13 protein-coding genes are annotated in these 12,576 nt (G+C 71.5%); 3 read left to right on the top strand and 10 right to left on the bottom strand.

Annotated elements, in window-relative coordinates; genetic code table 11:
• The first annotated feature begins 36 nt into the window (after nucleotides 1–36).
• The 3 genes from QSK36_RS04635 to QSK36_RS04625 all read left to right on the top strand — a co-directional run bounded on the left by QSK36_RS04635 (nucleotide 37) and on the right by QSK36_RS04625 (nucleotide 5,742).
• On the top strand, nucleotides 37–762 hold the full coding sequence (locus QSK36_RS04635; protein WP_285781459.1) for a CAP domain-containing protein: 726 nt from the start codon (nucleotides 37–39) through the stop codon (nucleotides 760–762).
• A 41-nt stretch (nucleotides 763–803) separates the two neighbouring features.
• Entirely contained in the window at nucleotides 804–1,961 is a 1,158-nt protein-coding gene (locus QSK36_RS04630) for a hypothetical protein (protein WP_285781458.1), read from the top strand.
• A 106-nt stretch (nucleotides 1,962–2,067) separates the two neighbouring features.
• Nucleotides 2,068–5,742, top strand: coding sequence for a hypothetical protein (locus QSK36_RS04625; RefSeq protein WP_285781457.1), 3,675 nt, complete (start codon nucleotides 2,068–2,070; stop codon nucleotides 5,740–5,742).
• 121 nt (nucleotides 5,743–5,863) lie between these two features.
• Here QSK36_RS04625 and truA read toward each other — a convergent pair whose 3' ends face one another.
• The 10 genes from truA to map all read right to left on the bottom strand — a co-directional run bounded on the left by truA (nucleotide 5,864) and on the right by map (nucleotide 12,535).
• The gene (truA, locus tag QSK36_RS04620) at nucleotides 5,864–6,754 is read right to left on the bottom strand and encodes a tRNA pseudouridine(38-40) synthase TruA (RefSeq protein ID WP_183534261.1); all 891 of its coding nucleotides are present in this window, start codon (nucleotides 6,752–6,754) and stop codon (nucleotides 5,864–5,866) included.
• A gap of 94 nt (nucleotides 6,755–6,848) precedes the next feature.
• Nucleotides 6,849–7,373 (bottom strand): 50S ribosomal protein L17, encoded by a 525-nt coding sequence (rplQ, locus tag QSK36_RS04615; protein WP_183534260.1) that lies wholly within the window; start codon nucleotides 7,371–7,373, stop codon nucleotides 6,849–6,851.
• A gap of 148 nt (nucleotides 7,374–7,521) precedes the next feature.
• Complete coding sequence (locus QSK36_RS04610) at nucleotides 7,522–8,538, bottom strand: DNA-directed RNA polymerase subunit alpha (protein WP_139573649.1); 1,017 nt, start codon at nucleotides 8,536–8,538, stop codon at nucleotides 7,522–7,524.
• A gap of 155 nt (nucleotides 8,539–8,693) precedes the next feature.
• Nucleotides 8,694–9,320, bottom strand: a complete 627-nt coding sequence (gene rpsD / locus QSK36_RS04605) for a 30S ribosomal protein S4 (RefSeq protein ID WP_139573650.1) — start codon at nucleotides 9,318–9,320, stop codon at nucleotides 8,694–8,696.
• Between the two features lie 20 nt (nucleotides 9,321–9,340).
• Nucleotides 9,341–9,745, bottom strand: coding sequence for a 30S ribosomal protein S11 (gene rpsK / locus QSK36_RS04600; protein ID WP_020542285.1), 405 nt, complete (start codon nucleotides 9,743–9,745; stop codon nucleotides 9,341–9,343).
• A 36-nt stretch (nucleotides 9,746–9,781) separates the two neighbouring features.
• A complete protein-coding gene (rpsM, locus tag QSK36_RS04595) occupies nucleotides 9,782–10,162 on the bottom strand; it encodes a 30S ribosomal protein S13 (protein WP_139573651.1) in 381 nt (126 codons plus the stop codon).
• Between the two features lie 222 nt (nucleotides 10,163–10,384).
• Entirely contained in the window at nucleotides 10,385–10,498 is a 114-nt protein-coding gene (gene rpmJ / locus QSK36_RS04590; RefSeq protein ID WP_003956441.1) for a 50S ribosomal protein L36, read from the bottom strand.
• Between the two features lie 45 nt (nucleotides 10,499–10,543).
• A complete protein-coding gene (infA, locus tag QSK36_RS04585; protein WP_030508344.1) occupies nucleotides 10,544–10,765 on the bottom strand; it encodes a translation initiation factor IF-1 in 222 nt (73 codons plus the stop codon).
• A gap of 420 nt (nucleotides 10,766–11,185) precedes the next feature.
• Nucleotides 11,186–11,635, bottom strand: coding sequence for a DUF1707 SHOCT-like domain-containing protein (locus tag QSK36_RS04580; protein ID WP_285781456.1), 450 nt, complete (start codon nucleotides 11,633–11,635; stop codon nucleotides 11,186–11,188).
• 69 nt (nucleotides 11,636–11,704) lie between these two features.
• Entirely contained in the window at nucleotides 11,705–12,535 is an 831-nt protein-coding gene (gene map, locus QSK36_RS04575; RefSeq protein WP_183534258.1) for a type I methionyl aminopeptidase, read from the bottom strand.
• Nucleotides 12,536–12,576: the final 41 nt, after the last annotated feature.

The raw sequence follows: 12,576 nt of genomic DNA, 5'->3' as shown, positions 1-12,576 counted from the left end.
AAACACACCTTCCGTGGCCCCTTACGGGGGACTCAGATGGGTCTGCTGGCGTGCGCCGTGGCCATCCTGCTCACCGGTGTCGTGATCGGCAGGATGAGCACCCGGTCGAGCGAGGTCGACGACGTCTATCTGCGCAAGTCGGAGCCGTCCGCGTCGCCGAGTGTGAGCGCGGCGGGCGCGGTGCCGCGCGACCGGCCCACCCTCGACCACGTGCTGCGCACCGTGGCTCCGGTCGTCCCCCGGCAGGTGCCGCAGCGCCGGCCCCGGAAGGAAAGGCCGCCCTCCACGCTGATCGACGGCTCCGACAGCGGCTCGCGGCACACCGTTATCACGCCCGGGACGGACGGCGGCGACGACACGTACGACGCCGACTCGATGCGGTCCGCCTCGATGGAGGCCGAGGTCGTGCGCCTGGTCAACGCCGAACGCCGCAGGCACGGCTGCCGGCCCCTGCGTGTGGATCCCCGCCTCGTGGAGTCCGCCCGCGCGCACTCGGACGAGATGGCGTCGAGCAGGCTGTTCCGGCACAGCTCCCCTGGGGGCGCCTCTCCCTGGGACCGCATGGGCGCGGCGGGCTACTCCGACGGCGGGGCCGAGACGATCGCCAGGGGCTACCAGACCGCCGAGGCGGTCGTACGCGGCTGGATGGCCGGGCAGAGCGACCGCGCCACGCTGCTCGACTGCCGCCTGGTCGCGACCGGGGTCGGCGTGAGCACGGGCGAGGGCGGCCCGTGGTGGACCGAGGACTTCGGGTATTCCTGACGCTTCCTCATCTGTCCAAATAGCCGACTAATCTCAGCGCCATGGGTTATCCCGGCGACCAGCAACCACCTCCGCCGCATCATCCCCCCGATCCCCGCAGGCGGGACCTGCCGCCGTACTCCGGCGGGGACGACTCTCCCCTCGCCGGCCGTCGCGACGCGCCGCCCTACGGCGGGGGGCAGCCGCCGTACCAGCGCGAGCAGTCGCCGTACGCCCGCGAGCAATCGCCATACGAACGCGAACAGGCGCCCTACCAGCCCTACCCGCAGCAGCCCTACCCGCAGCAGCCCGAGCAGCAGCCGTACGCCGGACGCGGGCCGTACGAGCAGGAGAGCCCCCACCGGGTCGAGGAGCTCGCGTCGGGCCCGTACGCGTCCCCGCCCGGCGGCCAGGCGGGCGGCGACTGGGACGTGCGGCGGCAGCCGACGGCGCCGCGGGTGCCTCCGCCGCCGGAGCCCGTGTGGGATCCGGACGCGAAGGGCCCCTGGTGGCGTCGCCCCTGGGCTCTCGGCCTCGCCCTGCTGGCCCTGATCGGGGCGCTGTTCACCGGCCTGTGGTACGCCGCGCGCACCGAGAAGCCGCCGGTCGTCGCCCCGACGCCCACCACCCGCCCCTCACAGCTCGTCTCCGAGGGTCCGCCGGGCAAGTTCGGCTACACCGCCTCACGGGCGACCGACAAAAGCCCGCTGTCGCTGCGGGAACTGTTCCCCAAGGGCAAATTCGTCAAGAACAAGCGTTCGTACGTCCGCACGGCGTTCCGTAAGGAGAAAAAGTGCGCGGACGGCGTTACCGGCGACAAAATCACCAAGGCGCTCAAGGCGGGCGGATGCACGCAACTGCTGCGGGCGAGCTTCGCGGACTCCAAGGGCACGGTCATCGGCACCGTGGGCGTCGCCAACCTCAAAACCTCCGCCACGGCGAAGAAGGTCGCCTCCGCCGGAGGCGGCGGCGAGCGCAAGGACTACCTCAAGCCGCTGCCGGGCAAGGACGAGGCCACCAAGCACCTCGGCACCGGCGAGGCGTACGCGGGCGGCTGGACCCACGGCCACTATGCGGTGCTGCTCTGGTTCCAGTTCAAGGACGGCCACAAACCAGCCAAGAACGAGCTGAAACGGCTCTACCAGACCGCGGTGGACGTCACCGACGCGACTGTTTTCCCTGCCCTCGACACCCGTTCGCTGAACGGTGGTCCCAGCTGAGGCCGGGCGTTCACTGAGGTGAAAGCCGGTGGGCGACCCGGGGCGGCTCGGACCGAAACGCCCATAGGGGCACGCCGATCGCGCCCACGCCGTTACGCTTCCGGCTATGCGTGGCAAGGATTCCGGTTCCGAGCACGAACACGAAACGGCGTGGGCCCGCCGCGAGGCGGACGCCGAGGGCTCGGCGACACCTCCGACGCCACCTCCGAGCTTCGGCCAGACCCCGCCGCCCGGGTTCGGGCAGCCCCCGGCGGACGACGGCACGGCCTGGGCCCCGGACGCCGCCGGTGCGGCGGACCGGCTTCCGGCCGTGCCCCACCCGACGAGGTACGGCCCTCCTGGCGGTCTCGGGGCACCGGAACGGCCCGATGACGACCCGGAGAGCACGAACAGGTTCAGGGCCGTTCCGGCGTACGGCCCTCCGCCCGCCGCCCCCGGCGTAGCGGGAGACGCCGCCGTGCCCGGGAATGCCGGAGCATCGGAGGAAGCCGGGGGCCTTCCCGCGCCGCGCCGCCCCGGCGACGAGGCCCTCGGCCTGCCCGCGCCCGGTGAGCCGCAGCCCGGCGCCGGCCACGGAGCCGGCCCCGGAGCCGGTCACGGCGCCGTGCCTCCGCAGCCCGCGTACGGCGCGGGCACGCCCTCCTGGCCGCAGCCCGAGGGCCAGGGCATCCACTCGTGGCAGCCGACCGGCCACGGCGACCAGCAGCAGCCCGGCCACGGCGCACAGGGACATCCCGGATACGGCCCGCCCGCGTGGCAGCCCCCGGCTCCGGCCACGCCTCCGTGGCAGCCTCCGGCGGAGCACGCCGATCCGCGCCCGCCCGCCCCGGGCCCGGGCGCGCCCTCGTGGCAGCCCGAGGGCCAGGCGGTCCACTCGTGGCAGCCTCCGGCCGACCCGAACGCCGTGCGCTGGGAGCACCCCCCGGGCCCGGACGCGCCCTCCTGGCAGCCCGCGCAGCCGCCCTGGCAACCCGCACAGAGCGCGGGCGGCCCCGCGTACCCCCAGACTCCCCCGCCGCCAGGCTCGCAGCAGCCCGCGTACGGCCCCGGAACGCACCCCTGGCAGCCGCCGGCCGAGGGTGCGAACCCGGCGTGGCAGCCGCCCGCGGACGGGCCCAACCCGGCGTGGCAGCCGCCGGCCGGCACGGGAGCGCAGCCGTGGCCTCCGCATGGCCCCGGAACGCCGGCCTGGGAGCCGCCACCGCCCCCGGGCTCGGCCCCGCAGCCGTGGCAGCAGCAGCCGCCCTCCGCGGAAGCGGGAGCCCCGCACATGTGGCCCGCCCCCGTCGGCGATCCCGGCGCACAGCCCGGCCCCCAGACAGGCCCCCAGCACGGCGCACAGCCCGGCCCCCAGCACGGCGGCGTCACCTCCTGGCCCCACCCGGGCAACGAGTCGCAGTGGCCGCAGGGCCCCGCTCAGGCCGGAACGGGCGACTCCGGCCCTGCCCCGTGGCCGACCTCGCCAGGCGGCGAACCGGCCGCGCCCGGCGCGTTCGGCACGTCCCCCTCGCCGTACGACGAGGGATCTCACGGCGGGGCGTGGCAGGGCCCGGCCGGGCCCCCTGCCTGGTCGCAGCCCGGCGGCCCTCCCGCGGCGCCGGCCTCTTACGGGCCGGATCAGCAGAACACCGGTGGTCCCTGGGCCGCCCAGCCCGGCGAGGCGGCGCCCGGCGTGCCGACGTTCCACGAGTGGGGGCCCGCCCCCGCCGCGGGGCAGCCGTCCGGCGGAGAGGCCTGGCCCCAGGCGCCGGCGCCCCACCAGGGGTATCCACCCGCCGCCCCACCGCAGTACGGCCCCCAGTACGTGCCGCAGCCCGGCCCGGAATTCCCGGCCGGCCAGCCGGAGATGTACGCACAGGGAGCCGTGTCCCCGGAGGCGGTCCGCCCCGGGGAGCCCGGCGACGTGCCCGTGTGGCCGCCGCGGCTGCCCGGCGAGCCGTACCCGCAGGGGGAGATGCCGGCGGGCACCTCCTGGCCCCCGACGAACGCCTACCAGGACGAGCCCGGCTCGGCGCGGGCGCTCGAGGGCCCGTCCGGCGACCGGGCGGGCACGAACGAGTCAGGCGGCGCGCCCGGCGACGCGCCCACTCCCACCGGCACACCCGGCCACACCGCTTCGCCCGAGCACGGCACAGCACCCGACCACAGCACTGCACCCGACCACAGCACAGCACCCGACCACAGCACTGTGCCCGGCCACACCGGCATGCCCGCGGACACGGCGCATCACGCCGATGTGCCTGCCGACGGTGGTTCGCCCGCCGAAGGATCAGGACAGACGGGCGCACCCGCCGGCGAGCCCGCGTCGGGCACTTCCGGGCATTCCGGGCAGGACGCTCTCGCTGGGAGCATCCCCTCACCGGACGCGCCGGCGTCGTACCCTGCCGCTCCGGGTCACGCCGGGCCGACCGAGGGCTTCGGGACCGAGATGGCCCATTCGGTGACCCCGATCGAGGGGTTCCCTGTGCCCGGCGCACCGTACGAACCCGGCCAGGCCCTCGCGCACTCCGAACAGAGCACCCCGCACAGCTCACAGAGCACTCCGCACAGCGCACCGCAGCACCCGGCCTACGACAGGACGACGCAGCCGCTGCTCCCGCCGCAGCTCGAGGAGCCGTTCCAAGCGCCCACGCAGACACCGAACGCGCCCGGTCAGGCGCAGGACAGCGCACCGTCCGGGACACCGCTGGGGAGACAGGACGAGACACAGGGTCAGACCGCGTCTCAGTCCCCGTTCCAGTCGCCGTCCGCGACGTTCCCCTCGGATGTCCCGCCATCCGCCGCGCCCCCCGGTGTGGCGTCATCCGACACGCCGCCCCCGGGCCCGTCCACGAGCGACGGCGTCATCGGGGCGGTCTCTCCCGACCCCAATTCAGGACAGATGGCGACAACCTCTCCCACGACCGGTTCGCCCTCGCAGCCGACCGGTGAGACCCCGTTCGCGTTCACGCCGGTGACACCGGCCAAGGCGGGCAAGCCGACGCCTCCACCCGGATTCGGGCCGAACCCCTCCGCCCCCTCCCCGGAGGGCAACCTCCCGGCGACGCTGGGCCCCACCAGCCCTCCGCCCTCCGGCGGGAAGGTCAAGCGGATCCTGATGGCCGCCGGTGCGGTGGTCGTCGTGGGGGCGATCGGCACCGCGGCCTACTTCGCGTACTCGGGCGAGCCTGACGGTAATCAGGCCGCCCGTACGCCGGCGGCCACCACGGCGCCCCCCTCAGCCGAGCCGCAGCCGACTTCCGCGGTCTCCTCCGCCATCCTCGACTCGGAGCAGACCGACCCCAAGACCCTGAAGCCGGGAGAGGCGTTCCCGGACGAGAAGGTGACGCTGGCGGGCACGACGTACCGCCGGGTCAAGGTCGACGTGACCGACGACTGCGGGAAGGCGGCGGCGGGCGCGTTCGCGCAGGCCCTCAGCGAGCAGCAGTGCCGCAGGGTGCTCAGGGCCACCTACGTGGACGGCAAGCGCCAGTACGCGGTGACCACGGGCATCGCCGTGCTGCCCGGCAAGACCGAGGCCCTCGCCGTGGACCAGGCCAAGGATCTCGGCGCGAATGTCTGGTTCCGCGGCCTCGACGGCGACAAGGCGAGCCGAGCGGACAAGGTGTCGATCTCCGGCGGGTACGCCGCCGGCATGGTGTGGGGACGCTACATCGTGTTCAGCTACGCCACCTACGCCGACGGGCACACGCCGGACGCGAACGACAAGAACCTCGCGCCGATCAGCGGCGCCTTCCGCGACAACATGGCGAAGGTGATCGAAAAGCGCGCCTCACGCTGACGATCCCGGCGCGTGGCCTCCCATGCGGGGACCACGCGCCACCTCGGCCCCGGCGATCAAAGCAGGGGGCGTCGGAGCAGGTGCGTCGGGCTCGGGTGCGCAAGCCTCAGGTGCGCAGGGGTCAGGTGCTCAGCGTGCGCACGCGCCGGGTGGCGGCGGCCCGCCGCGCCAGTTCCTCCGGCCCGGGGTAGCGCACCTCCTCAAGCGTGAGACCGTGCGCGGGCGCGACGTGCACACCCGAGTCCCGTACCGCTGTCGCCAGCACCTCGGCGGGCCACTCGACGGGCCTCCTGCCCTCCCCCACGGTCAGCAGCGAGCCGACCAGCGCCCGGACCATCGAGTGACAGAAGGCGTCGGCGACCACGGTCGCGAGGAGGATCCCGTCCTCGTCCCTGACCCAGTCGAGCCGCTGCAGCTCACGGATCGTGGTCGCGCCCTCGCGTCTGCGGCAGAAGGCGGCGAAGTCGTGCTCGCCCAGCAGGCGGGCGGCCGCCGCGTTCAGCAGGTCCACGTCCAGCGGCCGGGCGTACCACAGCACCTCGCGCCGCCGCAGCGGGTCCACCCCGCCGGGGGCGTCGCCGACGCGGTAGCCGTAGCGGCGCGACAGCGCGGAGAACCGGGCGTCGAAGCCCTCGGGCGCGACGCTGACGGCGTGCACCCGCACGTCGAGGGGTAGCACCCCGGCCAGCCGCCTCGTCAGCGCAGCGAGCCACTCAGCGCCGCGCTCCCCCCACGCCTGTTCCGGATCCTCGGGGACGGGGGCACGCCCGGACGAGGCGGCGGCCAGCGCGGCGAGCGGGAGGTCGACGTGCGCCACCTGCCCCCTCGCGTGGACACCGGCGTCGGTGCGGCCCGCGACGGTGAGCGACGGCGGGGCGTCCAGGCGCAGGATGCGGCCCAGCGCGTCCTCGATCTCCCCCTGCACGGTGCGCCGCCCCGGCTGGCGCGCCCAGCCCGAGAAGTCCGTGCCGTCGTAACCCAGGTCCAGCCTCAGCCGCAGTTCTCGCTCCACGCCATCCCTCGTACGGTGCCTCGTACGGTGCACAAACGAAGAGCGGGCCCAGCATCCCCGGAAGGGAAACTGAGCCCGCTCACAGAGCCTGGGATCAGGCCTCGTCCTTCTTGTCACCCTCAACCGGCTCGGCGGCGGCCTCGGGAGCCTCCGCCGTCTCGGCGGCCTCGTCCTGCGCGGCCGGCGTCTCCTCGACCTCGGCCGGAGCGGCCTCGGCGGCGGGCGCGGCCGGAGCCGTACGGGAGACCCTGACCGGGTTCAGCTGCTCGGTGACCAGCTCGATGACCGCCATCGGAGCGGCGTCGCCCTTGCGCGGGCCGAGCTTGGTGATCCGGGTGTAGCCACCGGGACGCTCGGCGTACGTGGGGGCGATCTCGGTGAAGAGGTGGTGGACGACGCCCTTGTCGCGGACGACCGTCAGCACCTGGCGACGGTTGTGGATGTCGCCCTTCTTCGCCTTGGTGATCAGCTTCTCCGCGAGCGGGCGGAGACGCCTGGCCTTGGCCTCGGTGGTGGTGATCCGGCCGTTCTGGAACAGCGAGGTGGCGAGGTTCGCCAGGATCAGCCGCTCGTGGGCCGGGCTGCCGCCGAGGCGGGCGCCCTTGGTGGGCTTGGGCATTTCATGCTCCTCATGGATAACCCGCTCCGGCCGTGTCAGGTACCGGGGTCGGGCCGACCGGCGTACCGGTCGTGACTTGTCATCGCCGCCTCATGCCGCCCTCGACGGGCGGCACGAGACGGTGGTGCCGCTGCTGGAAGACGAGCGATCAGTACTGCTCGGTCTCGATGAACCCGCCGTCCTCGTCGTCGTACCCGCCGCCGGCGACGGCGGAGGGGTCGAACCCGGGCGGGGAGTCCTTGAGAGCCAGGCCCATCTCGTGCAGCTTCTGCTTGACCTCTTCGATCGACTTGGCGCCGAAGTTGCGGATGTCCAGCAGGTCCTGCTCGCTGCGGGCGACGAGCTCACCCACGGTGTGGATGCCCTCGCGCTTGAGGCAGTTGTACGAACGGACGGTGAGGTTGAGCTCCTCGATCGGCAGCGCCAGGTCGGCCGCGAGAGCCGCGTCCGTCGGCGACGGGCCGATGTCGATGCCCTCGGCCTCGACGTTGAGCTCACGGGCCAGGCCGAACAGCTCGACCAGGGTCTTGCCGGCCGAGGCCACCGCGTCGCGGGGCTTCATGGACGGCTTGGTCTCGACGTCGAGGATCAGGCGGTCGAAGTCCGTGCGCTGCTCGACACGGGTGGCCTCGACCTTGTAGGTGACCTTGAGGACCGGAGAGTAGATCGAGTCGATCGGAATCCGGCCGATCTCCTGGCCAGGCTGCTTGTTCTGGGCGGCGGAGACGTAGCCGCGGCCGCGCTCGACGGTCAGCTCCATCTCCAGCTTCGCCTTGCCGTTCAGCGTGGCGATGTGCAGGTCGGGGTTGTGCACCTCGACACCGGCCGGAGGCGCGATGTCGGCGGCGGTGACCTCACCCGGGCCCTGCTTGCGCAGGTACATCACCACGGGCTCGTCGTGCTCGGAGGAGACGACCAGCGACTTGAGGTTCAGGATGATGTCGGTGACGTCTTCCTTGACCCCCGGCACGGTCGAGAACTCGTGGAGCACGCCCTCGATGCGGATGCTGGTGACCGCCGCCCCCGGGATGGAGGACAGCAGCGTCCGCCGCACCGAGTTGCCGATGGTGTAACCGAAGCCCGGCTCGAGCGGCTCGATGATGAACCTGGACCGGTGCTCCTCGAGCGACTCCTCCTGGAGGCTCGGGCGCTGTGCGATGAGCATCAGGATCTCCTGGATCCGGGACGGCCCCGTCACGGTGGACGAGGAGTCCCTGGGTTACGGCGACGCCCGCTATTTGACGCCGCTCGCCTACAACCATGATGCCGTACGGCCGGGAGTGTACCGGCCGCACGGCGTCATGAACTGCCCGGGCCCTACTACTTGGAGTAGAGCTCGACGATCAGCTGCTCCTGGACCAGCGTGTCGATCTGCTGGCGGACCGGGAGCTGGTGCACGAGGATGCGCATGTTCTCGGTGGAGACGCCCAGCCAGGCCGGGACGGTCTTGTCGCCGGCGCTCGCGCGGGCCACCTCGTACGGAAGCAGGTTGCGCGACTTCTCGCGGACCTCGATGATGTCGTGCTCGCGCACGCGATACGACGGGATGTCGACCTTCTTGCCGTTCACGAGGAAGTGGCCGTGGCGCACCTGCTGGCGGGCCGCGTCACGCGACTCGGCGAAGCCGGCGCGGTAGACCACGTTGTCGAGACGGCTCTCCAGGATCTGGAGCAGGTTCTCACCCGTCTTGCCGGCCTTGCGGTTGGCTTCCTCGTAGTAGTTGTGGAACTGCTTCTCGAGGACGCCGTAGATGCGGCGGGTCTTCTGCTTCTCACGAAGCTGGAGCTGGTACTCCGACTCCTTCGGACGGCCGCGGCCGTGCTCACCCGGCGGGTACGGGCGGATCTCGATGGGGCACTTGGCGGACTCGCACTTCTTGCCCTTGAGGAAGAGCTTGGTCTTCTCACGGCGGCAGAGCTTGCAGTCCGGACCCGTGTAACGAGCCATTTCTTTCTACTCTCCTGAGCTCAGACGCGACGGCGCTTGGGCGGACGGCAGCCGTTGTGCGGGACCGGGGTCACGTCCTGGATGGACCCGACCTCGAGACCGGTCGCCTGCAGCGAACGGATCGCGGTCTCACGGCCGGAGCCGGGGCCCTTGACGAAGACGTCGACCTTGCGCATGCCGTGCTCCATGGCACGACGGGCGGCGTTCTCGGCAGCCATCTGCGCGGCGAACGGGGTGGACTTGCGAGAGCCCTTGAACCCGACGTGGCCGGCGCTGGCCCAGGAGATCACGTTCCCGTTCGGGTCGGTGATCGAAACGATCGTGTTGTTGAACGTGCTCTTGATGTGGGCGTGCCCGTGAGCGACGTTCTTCTTTTCCTTGCGGCGCACCTTCTTCGGTGCGCCCTGGCGGCTCTTCGGCGGCATTGAAGCGCTAACTCCTGGAAATGTGGCTGCTAAGGACTACTTCTTGCCCGGCTTCTTCTTGCCGGCGACGGTCTTCTTCTTACCCTTGCGGGTGCGCGCGTTCGTCTGCGTCCGCTGACCGTGGACAGGCAGCCCCTTGCGGTGCCGGATGCCCTGGTAGCAGCCGATCTCGATCTTGCGTCGGATGTCGGCCTGAATCTCGCGCCGGAGGTCACCCTCGATCTTGTAGTTCGCCTCGATGTAGTCACGCATCGGGACGAGCTCGGCATCCGTAAGCTGGTGGACGCGCAGGTCGGGGCTGATACCGGTCGCGTCAAGGATCTCCTTGGCGCGGGTGCGGCCGATTCCGAAAACGTAGGTGAGAGCGATCTCCAGCCGCTTGTCGCGGGGGAGGTCGACGCCAACCAGGCGGGCCATGGTCGGGCATTCTCCTTCAGTGTGGCGGAGGTCTTGCGCAACACTTCCCCTCCCATGCCCGGGCGAGGGCCCCGGCCTCCGACCGGGGGTCTCCCGCGTGGTACGGCTTTCGCCGCCTGCGCGGGTGTGTCACGCGATTTCGTTTTCCGGCCCGTTGCCGGTCGAGCCCGCCGCAGGGACGGACTCAGCAGGGGCCCGGTGGCGACGTACTGAGAGCTGGGCTCAGCCCTGGCGCTGCTTGTGGCGCAGGTTGTCGCAGATCACCATGACGCGACCGTGCCGGCGAATCACCTTGCACTTGTCGCAGATCTTCTTGACGCTCGGCTTGACCTTCATAGTCCTTATTCGTTCCGCATACGGCCCGTCCCGCTGACGGGGGGGCTACTTGTACCGGTAGACGATCCGCCCACGACTCAGGTCGTAGGGGCTCAACTCCACGACAACCCGGTCGTCGGGCAGGATCCTGATGTAGTGCATCCGCATCCGCCCGCTGATGTGGGCCAGGACCTTGTGACCGTTGTCGAGTTGCACCCGGAACATGGCATTCGGGAGCGACTCAATAACAGTGCCCTCAATCTCGATGGCGCCGTCTTTCTTGGCCATGGCCCTCGCGTTTCACTGATCGGATCGTCTGAGGCTTCGGAACACTAAGCAGCCGCGACCTTCGGGGCGCTTCCAGAGAGCGGCGACCAGCAAGGCCGCCTAGGCGCAAAGGTCATAGTGAACCGACAAAGGAGTGTACGGCAACCCGGGCCGAATTGCGAAACGACGGCAGGGGTCCCGACACAACCAGATCACAGAGTACCCCCCACGGGGGCATCCGGCCAATTCGGTGCCGGCCGTTCCTCGGGCCGATTCCGGGGGAAGCCGCCGCACCCGCCCGCCCGGCACCGCCGAAATGCCGGGACGGGTGGGTGCGGCCTGATCACCGCGGGGGCACGGCCCGAGCGGGGCCGTACGTCGCGACACCGGGCACCTACCCGCCCGCGGCTCCCGCGACGGCGGCCCTCCGGTAAAGAACGCTCAGGTGTCGCGCCGCGACTGTCCGCCCCTGCCGGAAATCGTGTTGATGAGGAGGATGACGCCCCAGGGACCCATGACCCACATCGGCCAGGGAGGGATCATATGCCCCGAAGTGAGCATGGTGAGGAGCCAGATCATCCAGCTCACGGCGCTGGCGGCCGCCCAGGCGGACCATGCGCCCTTCAGGCTCCCCCGCGTCTTCTCGTCACGCCGGGCGGGGTGCGGCCGTTGTACGGACTCGCTGGCGGCGGGCAGCCGGTGCAGATCGATCTCGGGCAGGTCGGAGGTGAGCTTGGCCAGTTGCCCGTACGTACGGCTCTGGTAGACCTGCTCAAGCCGCTCGTTGAACTCGTCAATGGTTAGCCTGCCCTCGGCCACGTGCTCGCGCAGTGCCGCGGCGACCCGGTCACGGTCGCCGTCGGAGGCCCGCATCTCCGGCGCTGCCGCCATCACCATCTCCCGGTCATTCGAGCGATACGACCATTATTGTTCACGCGCCGCCGGAACGGGCGCACCGGCTCAGGAGGCGCTCTCCCCCGCCTCCGCACCGACGCCGGGGAAACGGGAGGTTCCGCCGTCGAGCGCCGTGAGTACCAGGGGACCGTTCTCCGTCACTGCGACGCTGTGCTCGAAATGGGCGGAGGCGCGGCCGTCGAGCGTCACGACCGTCCAGTCGTCGGCCAGCACCTTGGTGCGGTCGGTGCCGAGGTTCACCATCGGCTCGATCGCGAAGCACATGCCGACCTCGAAACGGGGGCCGCGCCCCGGCCGGCCGTGGTTGGCCACCCAGGGGTCCATGTGCATCTCGGTGCCGATGCCGTGCCCCCCGTACTCCTGGGGGATGCCGTAGCGGCCCTGAGAGCGCACGTACTGCTCGACCTGGTGGCCGATGTCGGACAGGTGCCCGCCGACCCGCAGGGCGGCGATGCCGCGCCACATGGCCTCCTCGGTCACCCGCATGAGCTCGGTCAGCGCGGGGTCGACCTCGCCGATCCCGACGGTGATCGCCGAGTCGCCGTGCCACCCGTCGAGGATCGCGCCGCAGTCGATGGAGATGACGTCGCCCTCGCGGAGCGGACGGCGGTCGGTGGGGATGCCGTGGACGACCTCGTCGTTCACGGAAGCGCAGATCGTGGCGGGGAAGCCCTGGTAGCCCTTGAACGACGGGATCGCGCCCTCGCCCCTGATGGCATCTTCGGCGATGGCGTCGAGGTCGAGCGGCGTCATCCCGGGCCGGACCGACGTCCGGAGCAGTTCCAGCGTCCGGGCGACGACCAGGCCGGCCGCACGCATCTTCTCCAGCTGCTCGGCGCTCTTGATCTGAATTCCGTGCCGATTCTTCTTGAACACGTAACGCACCCCCTCCCGAAATTGTCCCATATAAGCCTGAA

Source organism: Microbispora sp. NBRC 16548, from assembly GCF_030268985.1.
GTDB lineage: Bacteria > Actinomycetota > Actinomycetes > Streptosporangiales > Streptosporangiaceae > Microbispora > Microbispora catharanthi.
The sequence above is the reverse complement of the archived record's forward strand: the minus strand, read 5'-3'. Positions and strand labels throughout refer to the sequence as shown.